Origin of the sequence: Nitratireductor soli (genome assembly GCF_001050155.1) — a bacterium.
Taxonomy (GTDB): domain Bacteria; phylum Pseudomonadota; class Alphaproteobacteria; order Rhizobiales; family Rhizobiaceae; genus Nitratireductor; species Nitratireductor soli.
The window spans coordinates 42800-65267 of the sequence record NZ_LFVY01000004.1 but is presented as its reverse complement, the minus strand read 5'-3'; the positions used below and the strand labels follow the sequence as shown (position 1 = coordinate 65267).

Sequence of the window (22468 nt, the reverse complement as noted above, 5' to 3'; positions counted from 1 at the left end):
CAATTTCGGTCGGGCGGATGTCCGGGCGCGGTTCGCTCCTTGCCGTTGCGTCATGCATTCGCACCGACAATCGCCATGACTTCAACTTTTCGCGGCCTCATCGAGGATCCAGTCCCTGAATGCCGCTATGCTCGGACGGTCATGGCTCGCTTTCGGGTAAACCAAGTAATAGGCGAACGTTTCCATATGGACGGCGTCCGCGAGTTTGGTAAGCCGCCCTTCCTTCACGTCGAGCGCCACCATTGCGGCCGGGAGCAGACCGGCGCCCTGGCCCGATTGCACGGCCATCAGAAGCAGGCCGGAATCGCCAAAGGACGGCCCTCGCGGCCGGCCGAAATCATCGACACCCTGGGCCTGGAACCAGAGACTCCAGCCCTTGCGGTCGGCATCGTGGACATGCGGCCAGTCGACCAGTTCGGCCGGCGCTTGCGGGCGACCCAGGCGCCCGACGACCGAAGGGGCGGCGACCGGCACCATCTCGACGGCGACGACCCGGTGGCTGTGCAAGCCAGGATATCGCCCGACGCCGTGGCGCACCGCGACATCGACACCGTCGCGGTGGAAATCCACCAGCGCATTGCCCGTAACCACCTGAAGATCGATATCCGGATGGGCTTCCTGGAACGACTTCAGGCGCGGAACCAGCCAGGCCGAAGCAAAAAAGGGGGTGACGCTGACGGTCAGCACGCCGGCGCCGGCGACAGCCGCCACCCGCTGCGAGGCGTCGGAAATCTGGCGAAAGGCGTTTCGCACGGGCGGAAGATAGGCGCGCCCCGTTTCGGTCAGGAAAATACCCCGGTTCACCCGCTCGAACAGCTTCACCCCCAGATGCTCCTCGAGAATCTTGAGCATCTGGCTGACGGCGCCGGGGGTGACGCACAGTTCCTCCGCCGCTCTCTTTACGGAAAGATGGCGTGCTGCGGCCTCAAAAGCCCTGAGCGCATTGAGTGGCGGGACCTTATGATTCATTATTTAGATAAACTAACTTGTTTTGCGTAGAAATTCCAGTTTGCGCTCCAGGAAAATTCGGTGACTAACTGCTTTCCATACGCTCAAGACAGGATTCTCGGGCACCATCGAAAGCAGATTTTGAATCAGCATTTCTAAATTAAAAGCAAATTGACCGCGCCGTCGCTATCGATGGCGTCTGGCTTCCATTGCCGGAGAGCAAGAATGACGACCAAAGGCGACGACCTGCATTATCGCGAGCTTACGGAGGTCGCGGCGCTTATTCGCGCTCGCGACATCTCCTCGCTGGACGTGACGCGCGCCCAGCTTGAAAGGATCGCCTCGCTGGATAGCACCCTGCATAGCTACACCCTGGTGATGACCGATGCTGCCCTCGCCCAAGCCGAAGCGGCGGACGTGGATATCGCCGAAGGTCGTTGCCACGGCCCACTGCACGGGGTCCCCATAGCGGTCAAGGATCTGTGCCGGATCAAGGGCTTTGCGACCGGCGCCGGCATGGCGTTCCACCGTGACGGCGTGGCGACCGAGGACGCGACAATCGTTCGGCGCCTGAAAGAAGCGGGCGCCGTCCTGCTGGGCAAACTGCAACTCAGCGAGGGCGCTTATTCCGACCATCATCCGTCCGCGACGCCGCCGCGCAATCCCTGGAATGGCGATTATTGGACCGGCATTTCATCCAGCGGTTCGGGCGTTGCAACGGCGGCAGGGCTTTGCTACGGCGCGATCGCTTCCGATACGGGCGGCTCCATCCGCTGGCCGTCGGCGGCCAATGGCCTGACGGGGCTGAAGCCCACCTGGGGCCGGGTCAGTCGCCACGGCGTGTGCGAACTTGCCGCGTCGCTGGACCATGTCGGAGTGATGACCCGCAGCGCGAAGGACGCCGGCGCCATGCTCGGTGTGATTGCCGGCAGCGACCCGGGCGATCCGACGGCGTTGCGTGATCCCGTGCCCAACTACCTGATGTCGATCAAGGGCGGCGCGCGGGGTCTGCGCATCGGTATCGACGTGGCCTGGAACAGCGACGGCGTCGACCCCGCCACACACGCAGTCCTTGACGGTGCTCTGGCGACCTTCCGCGAACTTGGCGCCGAGATCGTCGAGGTCACGTTCCCGGATGTCGCTCAAACCGTCGCGGACTGGACCACCAACTGCGCGGTTGAAGCTGCCGTTGCGCACAAAAGCACCTATCCCGCGCAGAAGGAGCATTATGGCAGCGTGCTCGCTTCGGTGATCGAGGCCGGGCATGCGGTCTCGGGCACGCAGTATCAGGAAATCCTGCTGCGGCGCATGGTGTTCCGCGGCCATGTGGAGGCGTTGTTCGGTTCGATCGATCTGCTGCTGACGCCGGTTCAGCCGTTCGCGACGCCGACGCTCGAGACGATCCGGACGCTTGGCGAACAGCCGGAACTCATAGCGATGCTGCAACGCTACACCTGCCCTTTCGACATGTCCGGGCATCCGACGATCACACTGCCCGGCGGCTTTACCAGCGGCTGCATGCCGATTGGCTTCCAGCTCGCCGCCGCTCACCTGGGCGAAACGTCGCTGCTTCGTGCCGGCGCGGCCTTCCAGAGCGTCTCGAACTGGCACCGCCACCATCCGGTGGCATGATATGGATTGCGCCTCATCCACCCAGCGCCTGTTCTATGGCTGGGTCGTCGTCATGTCCGCCTTCGCCATCACCTTCGTCGGCTTCGGCAGCGCCTACACGTTCAGCGCGTTCGTCGAAGCGCTGCAACAGGAGTTCGGTGCTTCCCGCGGGTCGGTGTCGCTCGTCTTCTCTCTTGCCGGGTTCCTGTACTTCGGACTTGGCGTCATCAGCGGGCCGCTCGCCGACCGCTGGGGCGCACGCCGCCTGGCCATTCTCGGAATGCTGCTGGTGGGGGCCGGCCTTGCGCTGGCCGGCATGGCGCGCTCGATCCTGGAGGTCTACATGGCCTACGGCCTTGGCGTCGGCCTCGGAGTGGGCTGCGCCTACGTCCCGGCCATCGGCGCCGTTCAACACTGGTTCGTGAAACGGCGAGGCCTCGCATCCGGCCTCGCGGTCAGCGGCATTGGCGTGGGAACGATGGTGATGCCCTCGCTTGCCTCATGGCTGATCGACGCCCTGGGCTGGCGAAACGCATACCTGGCCCTGGGTGGCCTTGCCACGCTGATCGGCGTGGGCGCGTCGCTGTTCATATCCAGCGATCCGCGCGAGAAGGGAACGAGCCCCGACGGCGACCCGCTGGACGCCAATGAGCCGGTTGCGGTCCGGGCCGGGGCGTCGGTCGGCGAGGCGGTTCGGTCGCCACAGTTCATCGGCCTTTACGCCGCTTGCCTGATCTCCTCTTTCGGCGTTTTCGTGCCGTTCGTCCATCTGGTGCCATACGCACTGAATCACGGGCTCGATCAGTATTCGGCCGTTCTCCTGCTCGCGGCGATCGGCGTCGGCAGCACGGTCGGCCGGTTTGTCCTCGGCGGCCTCGCCGATCGCATGGGGCGCCAATCCTTTCTCCTGGCGATGTTCTTCGGCATGGCCGCATCGCTAGCAATCTGGGCCGTTGCTACCGGCTTCTGGTCGCTGGGCCTCTTCGCCCTTCTGTTCGGCCTCTTCTACGGCGGCTGGGTGGCGATTTTGCCGGCCGTGGTCATGGGACGCTTCGGCGCACGCAATGTCAGCGGCATCATCGGCATCCTCTACACCAGCGTGGCATTCGGGACGCTGGTTGGCCCAAGCGCCGCCGGCTTCATCTTCGACATCAGCCGAAGCTATACGCTGCCGATCCTCATCAGCGTCGCAGCAAACCTCCTCGCAGCCGCGATTGCGGCGATCACGGCAGCCTCGCCTGCCCCGGTCCAGGGATTCGAGCAAAAGCTGCCATCACGCGCCGAGAACGGCTAGGGCATTTTACAGTCGGGTGGGATCACCTGAGTTTATGCCCCCAGGTTCAGCCGTTGCAGGAGAACGTCTATCTCTGTTTCGAATCGCGCTGGAAAATCCAGTCATGGTCGGGATGGTTCTTGAAGCGCCATTTGCGCAAGGGGCCGGCCATGACGTTGAGGTAGTACATCTCATAGCCATAGGGCGCGCCGCAGGGGTGGTGCCCCTTCGGCACCAGCACCACGTCGTGATCCGACACGGCCATCGTTTCGTCGAGGCTGCCGTCCTCGGTGAAGACGCGCTGGAAGCCGAACCCCTGCGCCGGATTGAGCCGATGGTAATAGCTCTCCTCGAGATAGGTCATGTCGGGAAAGTCGTCCTCGTCGTGCCGATGCGGCGGGTAGGACGACCAGTTGCCCTGCGGCGTATAGACCTCCGTCACCAGCAGGCTGTCGGCCACGTCGCGTCCTTCCATGGCGATGTTGTGGATGTAGCGCGTGTTGGCACCTTGGCCGCGCTCCTCCAGGCCGATGCCGATGGGGCCGATCACCTGCGCGGCGTGTCCGCCCCTGCCCGGTGCGGAACAGACGGCTAGCGTGCAGCCGGTGGTGGCCTTTGCCTGCCAGTGCATTCCGTTCGGGATGTAGACCGCGTGCGGCGGCAGGCGCTGGAACACGTTCATGCGCTCGCCCAGCTCGCCGAAATCCTCGCCCGCGCCGGAGATCTCGGCCTTGCCCTCGACCAGCACGAGGATCACCTCGCGATCGCCGGTCTCCTCAGTTGCCGTCTCGCCGGCGCGCAGCCGGTACAGGCCGAAGCCGACATAACTCCATCCGGCCGATTGCGGCGTGATGTCATGCACCTTTCCGGCCGTGCCGGCGGGTTTGATCAGCAGGCGGGACATGGCTCGCTCCTTTGCTCGTCTCCGTTCAGTCGGTTCGGGCGCCAGCGCTGCCCCTCACCCTTACCCTCTCCCCGCAAGCGGGGAGAGGGAGGCATCCAGGTTGCGGTCATCTTCCTTCTCCCCGTTCACGGGGAGAAGGTGCCGGCAGGCGGATGAGGGGCGGGGGCCTGCCTCCACCCCTATTCCTCCGGCGCAAAAACGATCAGCAGAACCCATGCCGCATAGGCGCCAGCGGCGGTGAACAGGATGCCCCAGAACGGCGCGCCGGAGGCGAATTCGAACAGGCCCCAACCGAGGCAGGCGGCGACCACCGCCACGCGCCGCCACAGCGGCCGGAAGAACGGGTGGCGGGGGTCGAGGAACGTCATGCCGCGTCGGCCCGGTCGAGCCCGGCCGCCCGCGCCGCCGCCTTCAGCGTCTTCAGGCCCATGGACTGATACCTGACCGGATCGGCCTTCGTCGGGTCCTGCTCGGCCTCGATCACCAGCCAGCCGTCATAGCCCTTGCCGGCCAGCACCGCGAGCACGGGCTCGAATGCGACGCCGCCTTCGGGATCGCCCGGAACGGTGAACACCCCGCGCCGCACCCCTTCGAGGAACGACAGGCGCTCCCGCTCCACCTCGCTGCGGATCGCCGGGCGCACGTTCTTGGCGTGGAAATGCCCCACTCGCTCGCCGTAGGCCTGCGCCAGCTCGACCGGATCCGAGCCGCCGAACCAGGCATGCCCCGTGTCGAGCAGCAGCCGCGTGGCAGGGCCGGTGCCGGCCATCAGCCGACCGATCTCGGTGCGGTTCTCGACGATGGTTCCCATGTGGTGATGATAGACCAGCGCAATGCCCTGCGCCGCGCAATGTTCGGCGAGCGCCTCCACGCCGGCGCAGAACTCTGGCCAGCGATCGTCCGCCAGGCGCGGCCGATCGGCGAGCGCGACGGCGTCGTCGCCATGCACCGCATTGGAGGTCTCGCAGACGATGCAGACCGCACAGCCATTGGCCTTCAGCATGTCGAGATGCGGCTGGATCGCCCGCTTCTCGGTCTCGACATCGTTGACGAGCAGGTTCAGCGAATGCCAGCCCGAGACGAAGACGAGGCCGTGGGATGCGAGCATGGCCTTCAGCGTGGCCCCGTCGGAGGGCATCTTATGCCCCTTCTCGATGCCGTCGAAGCCGATAGCGGCCGTCTCGGAGAGGCATTGTTCGAGCGGGATATGCGCGCCGATGGTCCGATCGTCGTCGTTCGACCAGGCGATGGGATTGGTGCCGTAGCGGATCATTCAGTGTCTTTCCTTCAACGCGGCTTCGTATTTCCGCCGCGCGGCCTTCACTTCGGCGCGCTCCGACACTTCCGGCACGGCGACGTCCCACCAGGCGCCGCCCGCCCCGGTCGTCGGATAGGGATCGGTGTCGATGACGACGACAAACGGGCCGGTGGCCTGGCGCGCCGCGACCAGCGCCTGTTCCAGTTCGGCGATGGAGCCCGCCTTGCATGCCTGGGCGCCCATCGAGGCCGCGTGCGCGACGAAATCGATGCGCGATGGATTCACGTGTTGCGCGTGGTCGAGCAGATTGTTGAACTCCGCCCCGCCGGTCGCCATCTGCAGCCGGTTGATGCAGCCATAGCCGCGATTGTCGGTGACGACGATCGTCATCCTCACCCCCATCATCGCCGCCGTCGCAAGCTCCGAATTCATCATCATGTAGGAGCCATCGCCGACCATCACCACCACGTCGCGGTCGGGCTCGGCCATCTTGATGCCCAGCCCGCCGGCGATCTCGTAGCCCATGCAGGAATAGCCGTATTCCATGTGATAGCTCATCGGCCGGCCGGCCTTCCACAGTTTGTGCAATTCGCCCGGCATGGTGCCGGCGGCGCACATCACCACCGTGTCGGCCCGCGCCGCACGCTGTACGGCGCCGATCACCTGCATGTCGGTCGGCAGCGCGTTGTCGTCGGCCGAAGGTGGCGCGGTGACGGCACCTGCCGCCTCGAACCAATCCGCCTTCAGCCTGGCGTCGGCGCCCTCGGCCCGCCAGTTGCCAAGGCCATGCGACAAAAGCTCCAGGCCGACCACCGCGTCGGCCACCAGCGGCAGCGCGCCATGCTTGTAACCGTCATAGGGCTGCACATTCAGCGACAGGAGCCGGCGCGCCTTGTTGCGGAACAGCGCCCAGGAGCCGGTGGTGAAATCCTGGAAGCGGGTGCCGACGCCGAAGACCAGGTCTGCCTCGGCGCACACCGCGTTGGCACTCGACGCGCCGGTCACGCCGACCGGGCCGAGATTGAGCGCGTGGTCCCAGGGCAGCGCCGATTTGCCGGCCTGCGTCTCGACGACGGGGATCGCGTGCTTCTCGACGAAATCCTTCAGCGCCTCTGAGGCGCCGGCGTAATGCACGCCGCCGCCGGCGACGATCACCGGGCGGCTTGCGGCGCGGATCGCCTCTATCACCGCCGCCAGTTCCGCCTCGTCGGGCCGAGGCCGGCGCCGGCGCCAGATTTTCTCGGCAAAGAAGTCCTCCGGCCAGTCATGGGCCTGCGCCTGTACATCCTGGCAGAAGGCCAGCGTCACGGGGCCGCAATCGGCCGGGTCGGTCATCACGCGGAAGGCGCGCGGCAGAGCGGTCAGAAGCTGCTCGGGCCGCGTGATGCGGTCGAAATAGCGCGATACGGGGCGGAAGCAGTCATTGGCGCTGACGGTGCCGTCGGCAAAGTCCTCCACCTGCTGCAGCACCGGGTCCGGCCCGCGGCCCGCAAACACGTCGCCCGGCATGAACAGGACCGGCAGGCGGTTGACATGGGCGAGTGCGGCCGCCGTCACCATGTTGGTCGCGCCGGGGCCGATGGACGAGGTCACCGCCATGGCGCGACGGCGGCCGAGCTGCTTGGCATAGGCGATCGCCGCATGCGCCATCGATTGCTCGTTATGGCCGCGATAGGTCGCGATCGTCGCACGCTCGGCGTGAAGCGCCTCGCCGATGCCGGCCACGTTGCCGTGGCCGAAGATCGCCCAGACGCCGGCGATGAAGGGGAGCCCGTCCTCGTTCTTCTGCGCGGCGATGTAGCGGATCGCCGCTTGTGCTGCCGTCAGTCTGATGGTCTTCATGCCGCCTTCCCTTCCCGCGCCCGCGCCCGGTCCCATACTGCGCACAGCCGTGCATAACGCTCCGCCATGTCGGCGACCGCCGCCCGGTCGTCCATCTCTCCGCGCAGCCACTGTCTCGCCGCTTCGGCGAAGATCGTGCGTCCGACGGCGAAACCCTTGACCAGATCGAAGCCCGCCGCAACCGCGAAACTCTTCGCCAATTCTTTAGCCGGCGCATCGAGCCCCAGCACCACGATGCCGCGCACATGCGGGTCGTTGCGCGTGATCGCCTCGCAGGCATTCTGCCAGGCGGCGCGCGCCGTCATCGGCTCCAGCTTCCACCAATCCGGATAGACGCCGATTTCGTAGAACCGCTCGATCACCCGCGCCGCCGTCCGCTCGTCGCACGGGGCGACCTTCGAGGGAATGATCTCGAGCAGCATCTCCAGCCGGTTGCGCCGGCTGGCGGCAAACAGCCGCTTGACCACGTCCTCCTGGCGCGCCTTCGTTTCGTCGTCGTCGTCCGGGTGATAGAAACACAGCACCTTGACGACGTTCTCCAGCGGCCATTCGCCAAGCCCGCCGAAATCCGGGCCGATCTCCGGCTCCAGCACAAGCGGACGCGAGCCCGGCCACTCGACCGGCCGGCCGATCCAGAGGCCCGAGCCGGAGGCGCGGTAGAGCGCCTCGCGCCCCAGCCGCCCATCGCACAATATGCCGTAGCCGGGGCGCCCGTCGGCGACCTGCTTTGCCGCCTCCAGGCACAGCGCCTTGAAGGCGCCGATGCGCTCATGCGGCGCGCCCGCCGCGTCGGCCATGGCCTCGAGCTGCATGCGGTGATCGAAGGCGAAGACGCGCATCTGCGGCCAGTCGCCGTGCCTTGTCGTCGCCCAATGCACCTGCTCCAGCGCCGCATCCTTGCGCAGCGCCGGCGTGCGGATGCCGGTGCGGAAGAAGTATTGCAGTTCCTCCCAGGAGGGGTAAGCCGGCGCGCAGCCGTGCCGCGAAACGGCGAAGGCGCCGCAGGCATTGGCGTATTTCAGCGCCGTCGGCCAGTCCTCTCCGGAAAGCCAGCCCTTCAGCAGTCCCGACATGAAGCCGTCGCCGGCGCCGAGTACGTTGAACACCTCGATCGGGAACCCCTCGCCCGCCTCGCCCGCGTCGAGCGTATCGGGGATGGCGCCGGCAAAGGCCGCAGCGCCCATCGGCCCGCGCTTGCAGACCAGCACCGCGTCGCTCAGCGCCCGCACGGCGGCGAGCGCTTCCATCGTGTTCGTCGAGCCGCCGGCGATGTGGAACTCCTCTTCCGTGCCGACGATCAGGTCGAACAGTTCCAGGCTCGCCTGCAGCTTGGCCGTCACCCGGCCGGATTCGATGAAGCGGCTGTCGCCGGCATCGTGGCCGGCCAGCCCCCACAGGTTTGGCCGGTAGTCGATGTCGAGCGCCGTCAGCGCGCCGTTGCCGCGCGCCAGCCTCAGCGCCTTCAGCACCGCGGCCTCCGTGCGCGGATGCGACAGATGCGTGCCCGTCGCGCAGACGCAGCGCGCCTCGGCGATGAAATCGGCGTCGATGTCGCCCTCGTCCAGCGCCATGTCGGCGCAATTCTCGCGGTAGAAGATCAGCGGAAACCGGTCCTGGTCGCGGATGCCGAGCAGGACCAGCGCCGTCAGCCGCTCCGGGTCGGTGACGACGCCGCGCGTATCGACGCCCTCGCGCTCGAGCTCCTCGCGGATGAAACGGCCCATCGGCTCGTCGCCGACACGGGTGATGAGCGCCGACTTCAGCCCCAGCCTCGCCGTGCCGGCGGCGATGTTGGTCGGCGAGCCGCCGATATACTTGTTGAAGGAACCCATGTCCTCGAGCCGTCCGCCCACCTGCGCGCCGTAGAGATCGACCGAGGAGCGGCCGATGGTGATCAGGTCGAGAGGCTTCATCGCTGTCTCCTCCGCGGGTTCCGCCGGATTCGATGGAGGGCGGTGGGCAACGGACTGGCGGGATCGGTCCGCCTCACCGGCAATAATAGAAGATATGTTCTATTTCAAAGATAAAATCAATCATGAAATTCTATTTCGCCCGCGCCCTGGCCCCCACCGCCACGACCAATGCGACGGCCAGCGACAGGGTTGCCGACAGTGAGCGGAAATCGCCGAAATCGGCCTCGGAAACGGTCAGAAGCAGCGGCGTGATCGGTCGCAGCGGGCTGGCGATGGCATCGGTGATGGCCACCACCTCGGCGCCCCCCGCGCGCGCCGCCTCGGCCAGTTCGATCGTCTCGCGCGTGTAGGGGGCAAAGGTGATGGCGATCACCGCGTCGCCCGGCCTGATGGCATGGCGGCTGTCCAGTCCGCCCACCGTGTCGTGCAGCATGGTCGGCACGTTCATCTTCTCGAACGCATAAGCGAAATAGGCGGCCACCGAGAAGGCCCGGCGCAGGCCGATGATGTGCACCATATGGGCGTCCGACAGCGTCTTGATGGCGGCGTCGAGCGTGCGCGGATCGATCGTCTTGGCCAGGTTCTCCAGAGACAGCCGGCCCGCCTCGATAAATTCGGCGAGCAGTGCCGAGGGGCTGCCCGCGCCGCTCTCGCGCAGCTTTTCCAGCCGCGTCGCGTAGTCCGGCCAGTTCTGCGCATAGGTCTCGCGGAACAGGCGCTGCATCTGCGAGAAACCGGAAAAGCCGAGCACCTGGCAGAAGCGCATGAAGGCCGACGGCTTGACCCCCGCCCCCTCCGCCATCTCGGCCACCGTCGACACGGCGATGCGGTCTGGATTGGCCGCCACATAGTCGGCGCACTGTTTCAGCCTTTTCGGTAGACCGCCGGAAATGTCCAGCATCCGGTCGAGCAGTTCCTCGATCGATGCCGGAGTGGAAACGCCTGCCATGCACTGCCCCCTCTTTCGCTTGACAAAACACCCGCCCCGATCCTAACGCAATTGGAATAAAAATTCCATTGCAGCGCCGTGCGTCCCGTCGGCACGCATGAAGGACGCTGTAGCATCTTTAACGACGCATCGTGCTTTGCAAAAATCGATTTCGATTCTTGGGCCGATGCGGTGGAGGAGAATTTCCATGCGTCACATCGGCATCGGCCTGATCGGCACCGGTTTCATGGGCAAGGCGCATGCGCTGGCCTTCCGCGCCGCGCAGGCGGTTCTCGGCGATGTGCCCACGGCACGGCTGGAGCTCCTTTGCGACACGCCGGCCGAGCGCGCCCGGCAGATGGCCGGTCAGTTCGGCTTCGCCCGCGCCACCGACGATTGGCGGGCGCTCGTCGCCGATCCGGCGGTGGAGATTGTCTCGATCACCACGCCCAACCGCATGCATTGCGAAATGGCGCTGGCGGCAATCGAAGCCGGCAAACATGTCTATTGCGAAAAGCCGATGGGCCTGACGCTGGAGGAAGCCCGCGCGATGGCCGAGGCGGCGGCCGGCGCCGACGTCAGGACCATGGTCGGCTACAACTACGTCAAGAACCCAACCTTCATCCATGCGCAAAAGCTCGTCGCCGAAGGCGCCATCGGCCGGCCGGTGCATTTCCGCGGTGTGGTCGACGAGGATTACCAGGCAGACCCCAACCTCGCCTGGACCTGGCGGGCGCGCATCGAGGAGGCAGGGCTCGGCGCACTCGGCGATCTCGGCTGCCACCTGGTCTCCATGGCCCATCGCCTGATGGGGCCGGTCGATAGCCTGATCGCCGACATGCAAACGATCCACGAAACGCGGCCGCTACCGGAGGGCGCGGGGCACGGCAGGGTTGAGAACGAGGACGTCGCCTCGGCATTGGTGCGCTTCCGGAGCGGCGCGCAGGGTGTGTTATGCACCTCGCGTTCGGCCTGGGGGCGCAAGAACAGGCTCGACTTCGAGGTCCACGGCACCGCAGGGATGATCGCCTTCGAGCAGGAGCGCATGAACGAGCTGCAGCTCTACCGCAACGAGGGGCCAGCCGGCGAGCAGGGCTTCAAGACCATCCTCACCGGCCCGGCGCACCCGCCCTACGCCGCCTTCTGCCCGGCGCCCGGACATCAGCTCGGCTTCAACGATCTGAAGGTCCTGGAAGCCGGCGCCTTCCTGCGCCACGTGGCCGGCGGCGAGAAGGCCGGCCCGGACTTCGCCGAGGCGCTGGAGTTCGAGAAGGTCATCCACGCCATTGCCGCCTCGGCGCGCGACGGCCGGCGGGTGACCGTGTAGATGGTACCGGCAGACTGATCGGCGGGGACAAATCCATGCCCCGCTCTCCACGGTCCTTGGCGGCGGCGGCCTCCCGCCCCTCTTCCCGGCTCCCGCCTGGTAGCGTTGTTTGACATCACCCGGCAAACCGCCGCGCGGGATCGGACAAGCGCACCAGCTTCCCCCTCGCAGCGTCGCCTTACCCCAGAACCTCGGAAATCTCCACCGCGCGCGCCTCCTTCACAGAACGCAACGCAGCATCGGCGAGCGCCAGCGCCTTGAGGCCGTCGGCCCCGGAAGGTGAGGCCGGCGCACCCGCCGACACCGCCGCGACGAAAGCGGCTATCTCGGCGGCATAGGCTTGGGTGTAACGCGTCATGAAGAAATCATGGAGCGGCGGGCGGGTGAAGCCCTCGGCATTGGCGATCTCTATGGATACCGGCCTTTGGTTCTCGGCGGAAATCGCCCCCTTGGCGCCCAGAACTTCGATGCGCTGGTCGTAGCCATAGGTGGCGCGGCGCGAATTGGAGATGCTGCATTGTTTGCCCGATGCCGTCGTCAAAACCACCGACACGCTGTCGTGGTCGCCCGCCGCACCGATTGCCGGATCGACCAGCACCGAGGCCGTCGCAAAGACCGTGTCCGGTTCCTCGCCGAGGAGAAAACGCGCCATGTCGAAATCGTGGATCGTCATATCGCGAAAAATGCCGCCAGAGGTTTTGATGTAGCTGATCGGCGGCGGGCCGGGATCGCGCGAGGTAATCTGCACCATCTCGACCGGGCCGATCCGCCCCTCGTCGATGGCCGCGCGCACCGCGGCGAAATGCGGATCGAAGCGGCGGTTGAAGCCGACCATCAGCACAGCGCCGGCCTTCTCCACCACGTCGAGACAGCCCTTGACCCGGGCAAGGTCGAGATCGATTGGCTTCTCACAGAAGACGGCCTTGCCGGCATGCGCGAACCGCTCGATCAAATCGGCATGCGTGTTTGTCGGCGTGCAGACGACCACCGCATCGATGTCCGCCGCCGCCTCGATCTCGGCGATGGTCCGCACCGTGCAGCTATAGGCGTCGGCGATGGCCTGCGCCGCCTCGGGGACGGCGTCGGCGACGGCGACGAGCCGGGCATCGGCATCGCCGGCGACTGCCTTGGCGTGGACCCTGCCGATGCGGCCGGCGCCGAGAAGAGCGAATTTTACGGTCATGGGGATGCCTTCTGTTTTTCTTGCAAGGGTGGTCGCAATCGTGATGGGCTATTCGGGATAGGCGCCGGCGACGTTCTGGTCGCAATCGATGATCGCGCCGGTCATCACGCCCGATTGCGGCGACAGGAGATAAGCGGCGAGCGGCGCCACTTCACCCGGCTTCACCAACTGGCCGAAAGGCTGTCCGGCCTCGGCCGTTTCGAGCCAATTGTCCGGCGCGGCATGATAGCGCTTCTGGGTGGCGTCCTCGCCGGGCGTGTCCATCCAGCCGCAGGCGATGGCGTTGCAGCGGATGCGGTCGCGGCGATGGGCTTGCGCCGTGTTCCTGGTGAGGTTGGCGAGCGCCGCCTTGGAGGCCGCGTATGGCGCCAGGTAGGACTGGCCGCAATGGATCACCATCGAGACGATGTTGACGATCGAGGCCGGCATCCCATGGTCGAGAGCCTGCCGGACGAAGGCCTGCATGGTGAAGAAGGGGCCGCGCGCGTTGATGTCCATCAGCCGCGTCCATATCTCCGGCGTGGTGTCCATCAGGGAACCGCGCGCGCAGCTGGCCGCCGCGTTGACGAGGGCGTTGAGCGGCCCGACGAGCCGGCCGGCTTCGGCGATCGCCCGGCTGCAATCGTCGAGCCTGCCGAGGTCGGCGACGACAAAATGCGCCTTGCAGCCAAGGGCCGAAAGCGCCGCGGCGGCCGCCTCGCCCTTGCCGCGATCGCGCCCCGCAATGACCAGCGCCTGGCACCCTTCGGCGACGAGTTGCCTGGCGATGGCCAGGCCGAGCCCCTGGGTTCCTCCGATGATGACGGCGCGCGTGTCTGTGTTCTGCATGACGAATCCGAGGATGAGCCGGTGCGTGGCGATCCGGTCTTGGCAAAAAAGAACCCGGCGGCCTTGGGGCGCCGCCGGGCAGAGGCGATCAGATGTAGCTGGCGTTCTCGTGCACGCCGGTCTGCACGCCGGTGATCAGCGACACCACCTCGTTGCCGTCGGTCTTGCCCGCCTCCAGCATGCCGGCGATGCGGCCGCGGCGGAACACCCAGATCTTGTCGACCAGGTTGAACACCTGGCGCAGATTGTGGCTGACCAGGATCAGCGGGATGCCGCGCGCCTTCAGCCCGCGGATGATGTTCTCCACCTGCGTCGTCTCCTGCACGCCAAGCGCCGCCGTCGGCTCGTCCATCAGGATCAGCTTGGAGGCGAAGCTCGCCGCACGGCTGATCGCCACGCATTGCCGTTGGCCGCCCGACATGTTGGCGATGGAATTGTGCAGATTGGGGATCTTCACCCCGGTCTTCTCCAGCGCCTCCCGGCTGCGCTGCAGCATCTTGCGCTCGTTGAGGATGCTGAACGGACCGAGATTGAAATAGGTTTCCTCCCGGCCGAGGAAGATATTCGACGGCACGTCGAGATCATCGGCCAGCGCCAGGTTCTGGAACACCGCCTCGATGCCCACCTCCCGTGCGTCGACCGGATTGTGGAATTCCACTTCACGGCCCTCAAACAGAATCTTGCCGGCTGTCGGTTTCTCAACCCCGGTGATCTGTCGCACGAAGGTCGACTTGCCGGCGCCGTTGTCGCCGACGATCGCCACATGCTCGCCCTCGAGCAGTTCGAAATCGGCGTCCTCCAGCGCATGCACGCCGCCATAGTGTTTGGTCAGGCCCTCGGTCTTGAGGATCACCTTGCGCTCTTCGCCTGCCATGACGTCCTCCCTCGGATTCTAGCGCGCGCGCGGCCGCATTTTCTGGCGGTATACATCGGCCACGACGGCGGCGACGATGATCACGCCCTTGATCATTTCCTGGTAATAGGCGTCGAGCCTCAGGAAGGTGAAGCCCGAGATGATGACGCCGAAGATGATGGCGCCGATCAGGGTGCCGACGATCGAACCGCGCCCGCCCGACAGCGACACACCGCCGATCACGGCCATGGCGATGGCGTCGAGCTCATACATGACGCCCATGCCGGCCTGGGCGGTCAGGCCGCGCGCCGCCACCACCATGCCCGCCAGGCCGGCCAGCAGGCCGGCGATCGCATAAACCAGCACCAGATGCCGCTCGACATTGATGCCCGACATGCGCGAGGCCTGCACGTTGGAGCCGATCGCATAGGTGTGCTTGCCGTAGACGGTGTATTTCAACGCCACATGGAACAGGAGCGCTATGGCGAGAAAGATGAACACCGGCGTCATGCCCTGGCCGAGCGAGGCAAAACCATCGGTTGGGAACGAGACCGGCTGGCCCTTCGTGTACCATTTGGCGACGCCGCGCGCCGTCACCATCATGCCGAGCGTGGCGATGAAGGGCGGGATCTTGGTGAAGGCGATCAGGAGACCGTTGATCAAGCCGGCGGCAAGGCCGCAGGCGAGGCCGATGAGGATGGGAATGACGACCGGCAGGTCCGTCAGCGCCGGATAGACGGCGCGGGGATAGGTGCCCACCTGCGCGAAACTCATGGCGATCATGGCAGTCGCCCCGACGATGGAGCCGGAGGACAAATCGATGCCGCCGGTAATGATCACCTGGGTGACCCCGATGGCGATGATGCCGATCACCGAAACCTGCAGGATCATGATCGACAGGCGTTGCGGATTGAACAGGAAGCTCTGCCCCTGGAACAGCCAGCCTAATAACTCGAAGATCAGCGCAATGCCGATCAGCCCGAACAGGGCGTTGAGCTCGTGCGAGCGCGGCCGTTTCTGCGGCGTCTCGACGGGGCTGACTGAGACTGCTTGCGCCTGGTTTGCCATCGTTCTTCCCGCCATCAGGAGTCCGGGATCGCCAGCGGCCCGGCGGCGGCCCTGGGCCGCCGCCGTCAGGTCCGCACGATCAGTTCTTGGTCGTGAAATCCGCGAGGTTCGCAGGCGTCACGAGCTGGAAGGGAATATACACCTTCTGGTCGACGTCTTCACCCTTGGCGAGTTTCAGGGCGGCATCGAGCGCGCCCTTGCCCTGGCCGGCCGCGTCCTGGAACACGGTCACGTCCAGATCGCCGGCCGCCATGGCGGCCAGCGCATCCTGCGTCGCGTCGATGCCGCCCACGAGCACGTCCTCCATCGAGACGTTGGCCGCCTTCATCGCCTGGATGGCGCCGATGGCCATTTCGTCATTGTTGGAGACGAGCGCGTCGAATTCCAGACCGGCCGACAGCCAGTTGGTCATCAGGTCGGTGGCCTCGGTGCGCTGCCAGTTGGCTGTCTGCTCCTCGACGATCTCCATGAAGGAGCACGCCTCGGTGGCGATCACGTCATGCACGTCCTGGGTGCGCTGGCGGGCCGCCTGGTTCGACAATTCGCCCATCATGACGATGATCTTGGCGCCGTCGCCCTTGCCCTTCTCCTTGAGAAGGCGGCAGATCTCCTGCGTTTCCAGCGTGCCGGATTCGCGCTCGTCGGAAGCGACGAAGGCCTGGTTGTCCGGCAGGTCATCGACATTCACCGGCTCGCGGTTGACGAACACCAGCGGCACGCCGGCGTCGGCCGCCGCCTTGGTCATTGCCACCGTCGCATCGGTGTCGACCGGGTTGACGATCACCGCGTCGACGCCCGAGGCGATGAAGTTCTGGATCTGGTTGAGCTGCTTGCCGACGTCGTTCTGCGCGTCCTCGACCTGCAGTTCGACGCCCTCGAGCGTCCCGGCATAGTCGATCATGCCGTTGCGCAGAACGGTGAGGAAATTATCGTCGAACAGAGCCATCGAGACCCCGACCTTTTCAGCCATGGCCGAACCGGTCATCAGCGCCGAAAGGGCGACGCCCATCATTAGCTTTTTCATCTGAATGCTCCTCCACATGGCGGGTGTCCGGCGGCACCCCGCTTTGACCGGAATCCCTATTGACGGGAATTCATGAGCTTTTTCAGCGTATTAACGGGTGAAATCCTCGCCTTTTCAGCCGCCCGACAGGATTATGAAATGGAATGTCGGAACCGTTGATCGCCCAATATGTAATATTTATTCTATTTTCCTCCGTTTCGTCAAGGCGAAATTCCATTCTTGCCCTCGCCTCAGGCGGGCACCCGGCGGATGCCGTCATGGATGTGTGCCATGCTCGCCTGCAGGGCGCCGCGCAGATCGGCCGCGCGGTGCACGCCCGGCGAAAAGGGCTCGAAAGAGAAAGCCCCGCCATAGCCACCGTCCAGCAGCGCGGCGATCTGCGCCACATTGCCCAGCCGGTCGTGCTCATCGATCAGCACGCGGTGCCCATCGCGCATGTCGCGCAGGGCGACCGCGCCATCATCGACGCCGGAGATGTGGACCAGGCCCGTATGGGCAACGAACAGCGTCTCCTCGCCCGCCAGGCAATGATGGAAGGTGTCGTGCACCAGCCGGAAACCGTCTTCCGCGCCGAGCGAGACAATCGCCTCGACCGCCTCGGACTTGCGCCGCAGCGAGCATTCCTCAAAGCCGAGCGGCTCGACCAGGCCGACAATGCCAGCCTCTTCCAGCATCGGCCTGAGCGCCTTCAGCGCAATGCGCAGATTGGCCTGCCGCTCGCCATTGGCGCGCCCCGACCCATCATTGACCGGCACCAGCACCAGGGCTTCGGCGCCGCAGGCACGCGCATAGGAGAGCAGCGCCCGCGCCTCCTCGCCGCGCGCCGGCGTCCAGTCGTTGAAGCGCTGCAGCGCGTTGATCGACAGGATGCGCAGACCGTGCGCTTGCGCCGCCGCCCGCACGGCAGCCGGCGGCGTGCCGTCAAGGATGGCGTTGCCGGCGAGATCGTTGCGGATCTCGACACCGCGCATGCCGAGCGCCGCGGCAAGGGCAAAGAAATCGGAAATCGTGCGGTGCGGCATGCTCATATGGTTGAGCGCGAAGGAAGGCGTCGTCGCCGGCATCATGTCCTCCTGGAAGCTTGCGCGACCCCAGCGGGACCGCGTCGCCAAGGATGCGGCCGGCAGATGCAGTGGTCAACGCGTTCCCGCTCAGGATTCCATCATTTATGATAGAATCCTATCGAGCAGCGGCCATCATTCCATCACAGGATCACAAGCTCTCCGGCACATGCAGGCCGAGCGGCAGGAACAGTTGGCCCGGCATCTCGGCCGGACCGGTCCGCACCGCGCCGACCATCAGTTCCACCAGCGCCTGCGCCAGTTCGTGCAAGGGCGTGGCGATGACTGCCGTCACCACCTGGTCCTGCAGGGCGGCGGTCGAATCGGGCGTCAGCTCGTTGACGATCACGGACGGACCGTTGCCCGTCTGGAAGCGCCCTTCCTCCAGCGCCTCGCGCAGGGCGCCGATCGCGCCCTCCATGCCGCCGCCGGCGACATAGAAGCCGGCAATGTCGGGGTACCGGTCGAGGAGGTTGAGTGTCGCCTCGTAGGTCACCTGGCGCGTTTCCAGATTGACCAGCGTCTCGAGGATCTCGAACTGCGGCGCATGCTCGCGGAAGAAGCTGCGAAACCCGGTCTCGCGCAGCTCGTGCCCGTGCCAGCGATGGCTGCCGACGAAGATCGCCACCTTGCCCGGGCGGCGCGCCGTGCGGGCGATCATCCAGGCCGCGGTACGCCCGACCTTCTTGTTGTTGAGGCCGATATAGCTCTCGCGCACTCCCTGGGCGAAATCCGAAAGCAGGGAGAAGACCAGCTTGCCCTCGCCCTTCAGGGCCTCGACCGTCCGCGTCACCGCATGGTGGTCGAGGCTGGTGGCGGCAAGCACCTGCGTGCGCGCGCCCAGGGAGCGAAGCGCCTCGGTCATCTCGCCGGGCGCCTGGTTTCTCACGAAGGCGACATGGGCGCGGCCGCGAATGTCGTGCCGCGCGGCGACAGCCGCCTCCAGCGCACGGGCGAAAGCCTGGTAGAAGGGCTGGCCCTCCTTGTGCAGGAGAAAGCCGAAATCCATGCGCGGCAGGTCGGCCGTGATGCGTTGATGAATCAACGCGGCGGCATGATAGCCGATCGCGGCCGCCGCCTCGTAGACGCGGCGCGCGGTCTCCTCGCGCACCCGGAGCCTGTCGTTCAGGACCCGGTCGACCGTGGCAACGCTGACGCCGGCCCTTTCGGCAAGATCTGCAATGGTCGGGCGCCTGGCCATGATCAATCTCCGCGTGTTTTCCCTCATTCAGCAGAGCACGAAATGATGTAGAATGATAGAAAAAACCTCATCCTTCTTGAGATTCCCCGCGGCGTTGCCCTAGCCTCCGGGAGAGGAGCAAGGATCATGACCGTACTGGACTTTTCCGAACCGGCGCGCGCCGCGCGCAAACGCGATTACGAGCTGACCGGCACCGCCGGCCGACATGCTGTCGAGACCGGGCTTGCCTCGGCCGAGTGGTACCACACCGACGTGCCGCGCAAGGAGATGAAGGCGCTTATGCAGCGCAGCGACGGCGCCGCGATCCGCGATACGGCCGTCTGGCTCGGCGCCATGGCGGTTTTCGCCACCGGCGCGGTTCTGCTGTGGCCTTCGGCCTGGGCGATCCCGCTGTTTCTCGCCTATGGCGTGCTCTACGGCTCGGCGACCGATTCCCGCTGGCACGAATGCGGCCATGGCACCGCCTTCAAGACACGCTGGATGAACGACGCGGTCTATCAGATCGCCTCCTTCATGATCATGCGCAACCCGGTGACCTGGCGCTGGAGCCACGCGCGCCACCACACGGACACGATCATCGTCGGCCGCGATCCGGAGATTTCCGTGATGCGCCCGCCGGATCTGGCCCGCCTCGTCCTGAATGTCTTCGGCATCGTCGATGTGTGGCATGCGGTGATCGACATGGCGCGCAACGCCGGCGGGCGGCTGAGCGCGGCGGAACGGGATTTCATCCCCCCGCAGGAGCAGCCGAAAGTGATCCGCATCGCCCGCATCTGGGTGGCGATCTATGCCGCGACGGGCGCGACGGCCATTGCCACCGGTTCGATCCTGCCCCTGCTGCTGATCGGCGGCCCGCGTCTCTACGGCGCCTGGCACCACGTCATGACAGGCCTGCTGCAGCATGGAGGACTGGCCGAAGATGTCACCGACCACCGGCTGAACAGCCGCACCGTCCTGATGAACCCGGTCAGCCGCTTCATCTACTGGAACATGAACTACCACGTCGAGCACCACATGTTCCCGATGGTGCCCTATCACGCGCTGCCCAGGCTGCATGCGCTGATCGGGCATGACCTGCCGGCCCCCAACCCGTCGATCCTCGACGGCTATCGCGAGATGCTGCCCGCCTTCCTGCGCCAGCTCCGCCACGAGGACTACTTCATCAAGCGCGCGCTGCCACCGACGGCCAGGCCCTACCGGGCCGAGTTCCACGCCACGCCGGCGAACCCGCCTGCAACCGCCGAATAGACGCAGAAACCGAGGAGACGATCATGTCCGAATGGATCGACGCATGCGCAGTGGACGACGTGGAGGAGGAAGACCTGATCCGCTTCGACCACGAAGGCCGGACCTTCGCCATCTATCGCAGTCACGAAAACGCCTTCTACGCCACCGACGGCCTATGCACGCATGAACATGTGCACCTGGCCGACGGGCTGGTGATGGACCACATCATCGAATGCCCAAAGCACAACGGACGCTTTGACTACCGCAGCGGCGAAGCGCGTGGCGCGCCGGCCTGCGTCAAACTGAAAACCTACCCGGTGCAGGTCAAGAGCGACCGCGTGCTGATCGACATCGCCTGACGCCATGAGCGGCGCGAGCGGCATGATCATCATCGGCGCCGGCGAGTGCGGGGTGCGCGCCGCCTTCGCGTTGCGCGAGGAGGGGTATGGCGGACCGGTGACGCTGATCGGCGCCGAACCGCACCTGCCCTATGAACGCCCGCCCTTGTCCAAGGGTGCAGCCGCGGGGGCACAGAAGATCATTGCCGGCGAGAGCCGCTATGACGAGGCCGGCATCACCCTCAGGCGCGCGACACGCGTCGAGCGCATCGAGGCAAACCGCAGGCAGGTGGCCCTTTCGGACGGGACAACGCATGCCTACGACAAGCTTCTCATCGCCACAGGCGCCCAGGCACGCCGGTTTCCGGGCATGGAAGCCGCCCGCACCCTGCGCAGCCTGGACGATGCCGAAGCCATTCTGGCCGCGTTCAGGCCCGGCGCCCGGCTTGCGGTCGTCGGTGGCGGTTTCATCGGCCTGGAGCTTGCCGCGACGGCACGCGAGCGCCATGTCGACGTAACCGTGATCGAGGCTGCGGACCGGCTGATGGCGCGGATCGTACCGGCCGCCCTCGCCGCCATGTTCGAGGCGCGCCACCGCGCCGAAGGTGTCGCGCTGCTTCTGTCCGCGACGGTGGCGAGCGTCGGCGAAGAGGGTGTCGTGCTTGCCGATGGCCGGCATGTCGAGGCGGATCTGGTGGTTGCCGGCGTCGGTGCGGCGCCCGACACGCAACTGGCGGAACAGGCCGGTCTCGCCGTCGGCGACGGCATTCTCGTCGATCACAGGCTGCAGACCGCCGATGCCAGCATCTTCGCCGCCGGCGACTGCTGCAACTTTCCCTATCGCGGCGGTCGCGTGCGGCTGGAAAGCTGGCGCTGCGCGCAGGACCAGGGAACGCATGCGGCGCGCGCCATGCTGGGCGCCGACGAAGCCTTTTCACGCACGCCCTGGTTCTGGTCCGACCAGTACGATCTCGGCCTGCAGGTGGCCGGGCTGCCGGACCCGGCGCGACCATTCATTCGCCGCGACCTGGCCGGCGGCGCGCTGATCCTGTTCCAGCTGGGCGATGACGGCGCGCTCCTGTCGGCCAGCGGTGCCGGGCCGGGCAACGCGGTGGCGAAGCAGATCTCCATCGCCGAGAAGATGATCCAGCGCGCCGTGCCCGTCTCCGCGGGGCAGCTTGCCGACACGGGCACGAACCTGAAGTCGCTGTTGAAAGGATGACGGCACGAAGGTCTCCCAGCGCATGACGGTTCACGGTCTGCGTGCCCTCTGCGGCAAGCGCCTGCCCGCCATGCTGCACATGGCGACGCTATGGCGCTGCAGATTGACCAATCCGTCGCCTGATGTTTGCGGCCTTCATTCATCTTCGTCGAAGATCTCGGCGCAACCCGCATCGGCGGGTGCAATCAGCTCCTCGCCCGAACCGCTCTTAGAGCATTTCCCTTTTTCTCAAAGTCACGGAAATGCTTTATCTCATTGTTCTTGCGCAGTTCCAGACGGAGAACCGGTTCCCACTTTTCCCGGAGTTTCTCTCGCTACAGCCCGTCGATGGTCTTCTTCACATGGGCCGGCTTCGACGCGATGGAAGAGGTCATGGGCGATGGCCATGCCGAACTGCACGGACGGCCCCATCGGGATCACACTCGCCTGTCACAACGGTGGCGAGGCAATCCTCAAGGC

At 65.9% G+C, this 22468-nt stretch carries 20 protein-coding genes; 6 read left to right on the top strand and 14 right to left on the bottom strand.

Going from position 1 to position 22468, the window contains the following annotated elements; translation table 11 throughout:
* Positions 1–81: 81 nt before the first annotated feature.
* A complete protein-coding gene (gene gcvA / locus AB843_RS05970) occupies positions 82–969 on the bottom strand; it encodes a transcriptional regulator GcvA (protein WP_048645904.1) in 888 nt (295 codons plus the stop codon).
* A 204-nt stretch (positions 970–1173) separates the two neighbouring features.
* Between gcvA and AB843_RS05965 the strand changes: the two genes are divergently transcribed.
* Both AB843_RS05965 and AB843_RS05960 read left to right on the top strand, forming a co-directional pair.
* Complete coding sequence (locus tag AB843_RS05965) at positions 1174–2580, top strand: amidase (RefSeq protein WP_048645903.1); 1407 nt, start codon at positions 1174–1176, stop codon at positions 2578–2580.
* 52 nt (positions 2581–2632) lie between these two features.
* Positions 2633–3853: an MFS transporter gene (locus AB843_RS05960; RefSeq protein ID WP_244467903.1), complete on the top strand. Its 1221-nt coding sequence runs from the start codon at positions 2633–2635 to the stop codon at positions 3851–3853.
* Positions 3854–3920: 67 nt separating this feature from the next.
* On the opposite strand, the gene iolB is transcribed toward AB843_RS05960, so the two are convergent.
* The 6 genes from iolB to AB843_RS05930 form a co-directional block, all read right to left on the bottom strand.
* The gene (iolB, locus tag AB843_RS05955; protein WP_048645901.1) at positions 3921–4736 is read right to left on the bottom strand and encodes a 5-deoxy-glucuronate isomerase; all 816 of its coding nucleotides are present in this window, start codon (positions 4734–4736) and stop codon (positions 3921–3923) included.
* Between the two features lie 179 nt (positions 4737–4915).
* Entirely contained in the window at positions 4916–5104 is a 189-nt protein-coding gene (locus AB843_RS05950; RefSeq protein WP_048645900.1) for a hypothetical protein, read from the bottom strand.
* Complete coding sequence (gene iolE / locus AB843_RS05945; protein WP_048645899.1) at positions 5101–6009, bottom strand: myo-inosose-2 dehydratase; 909 nt, start codon at positions 6007–6009, stop codon at positions 5101–5103. The genes AB843_RS05950 and iolE overlap by 4 nt, the downstream gene beginning before the upstream one ends.
* The gene (gene iolD / locus AB843_RS05940; RefSeq protein WP_048646110.1) at positions 6010–7836 is read right to left on the bottom strand and encodes a 3D-(3,5/4)-trihydroxycyclohexane-1,2-dione acylhydrolase (decyclizing); all 1827 of its coding nucleotides are present in this window, start codon (positions 7834–7836) and stop codon (positions 6010–6012) included.
* Positions 7833–9749 (bottom strand): bifunctional 5-dehydro-2-deoxygluconokinase/5-dehydro-2-deoxyphosphogluconate aldolase, encoded by a 1917-nt coding sequence (locus tag AB843_RS05935; RefSeq protein WP_048645898.1) that lies wholly within the window; start codon positions 9747–9749, stop codon positions 7833–7835. The genes iolD and AB843_RS05935 overlap by 4 nt, the downstream gene beginning before the upstream one ends.
* 130 nt (positions 9750–9879) lie before the next feature.
* Positions 9880–10698, bottom strand: a complete 819-nt coding sequence (locus AB843_RS05930) for a MurR/RpiR family transcriptional regulator (RefSeq protein WP_048645897.1) — start codon at positions 10696–10698, stop codon at positions 9880–9882.
* Positions 10699–10885: 187 nt separating this feature from the next.
* Between AB843_RS05930 and AB843_RS05925 the strand changes: the two genes are divergently transcribed.
* Complete coding sequence (locus tag AB843_RS05925) at positions 10886–12004, top strand: Gfo/Idh/MocA family protein (RefSeq protein WP_048645896.1); 1119 nt, start codon at positions 10886–10888, stop codon at positions 12002–12004.
* A 178-nt stretch (positions 12005–12182) separates the two neighbouring features.
* Here the strand turns inward: AB843_RS05925 and iolG are convergent, their stop codons facing one another.
* From iolG to AB843_RS05890, 7 genes are all read right to left on the bottom strand, one after another.
* Positions 12183–13187 carry an inositol 2-dehydrogenase gene (gene iolG, locus AB843_RS05920; RefSeq protein WP_048645895.1) on the bottom strand — a complete coding sequence of 335 codons (1005 nt, stop codon included), beginning with the start codon at positions 13185–13187 and terminating at the stop codon, positions 12183–12185.
* Positions 13188–13235: 48 nt separating this feature from the next.
* A complete protein-coding gene (locus tag AB843_RS05915) occupies positions 13236–14015 on the bottom strand; it encodes an SDR family oxidoreductase (protein ID WP_048645894.1) in 780 nt (259 codons plus the stop codon).
* 88 nt (positions 14016–14103) lie between these two features.
* Entirely contained in the window at positions 14104–14889 is a 786-nt protein-coding gene (locus AB843_RS05910; protein WP_048645893.1) for an ATP-binding cassette domain-containing protein, read from the bottom strand.
* An 18-nt stretch (positions 14890–14907) separates the two neighbouring features.
* On the bottom strand, positions 14908–15936 hold the full coding sequence (locus AB843_RS05905) for an ABC transporter permease (protein ID WP_048645892.1): 1029 nt from the start codon (positions 15934–15936) through the stop codon (positions 14908–14910).
* 79 nt (positions 15937–16015) lie between these two features.
* A complete protein-coding gene (locus AB843_RS05900) occupies positions 16016–16960 on the bottom strand; it encodes a sugar ABC transporter substrate-binding protein (protein ID WP_048645891.1) in 945 nt (314 codons plus the stop codon).
* 230 nt (positions 16961–17190) lie between these two features.
* Positions 17191–18024, bottom strand: a complete 834-nt coding sequence (locus AB843_RS05895; protein WP_048646109.1) for a TIM barrel protein — start codon at positions 18022–18024, stop codon at positions 17191–17193.
* 148 nt (positions 18025–18172) lie between these two features.
* The gene (locus AB843_RS05890) at positions 18173–19222 is read right to left on the bottom strand and encodes a LacI family DNA-binding transcriptional regulator (RefSeq protein WP_048646108.1); all 1050 of its coding nucleotides are present in this window, start codon (positions 19220–19222) and stop codon (positions 18173–18175) included.
* A gap of 126 nt (positions 19223–19348) precedes the next feature.
* Here AB843_RS05890 and AB843_RS05885 point away from each other — a divergent pair, with 126 nt between their 5' ends.
* From AB843_RS05885 to AB843_RS05875, 3 genes are read left to right on the top strand one after another with little or no spacing between them, the layout of a single operon-like run.
* Positions 19349–20470: a fatty acid desaturase family protein gene (locus AB843_RS05885; protein ID WP_048645890.1), complete on the top strand. Its 1122-nt coding sequence runs from the start codon at positions 19349–19351 to the stop codon at positions 20468–20470.
* A 23-nt stretch (positions 20471–20493) separates the two neighbouring features.
* Positions 20494–20808: a MocE family 2Fe-2S type ferredoxin gene (locus tag AB843_RS05880; RefSeq protein ID WP_048645889.1), complete on the top strand. Its 315-nt coding sequence runs from the start codon at positions 20494–20496 to the stop codon at positions 20806–20808.
* 4 nt (positions 20809–20812) lie between these two features.
* Entirely contained in the window at positions 20813–22009 is a 1197-nt protein-coding gene (locus AB843_RS05875; RefSeq protein ID WP_048645888.1) for an NAD(P)/FAD-dependent oxidoreductase, read from the top strand.
* The last annotated feature ends 459 nt before the right edge of the window (positions 22010–22468 follow it).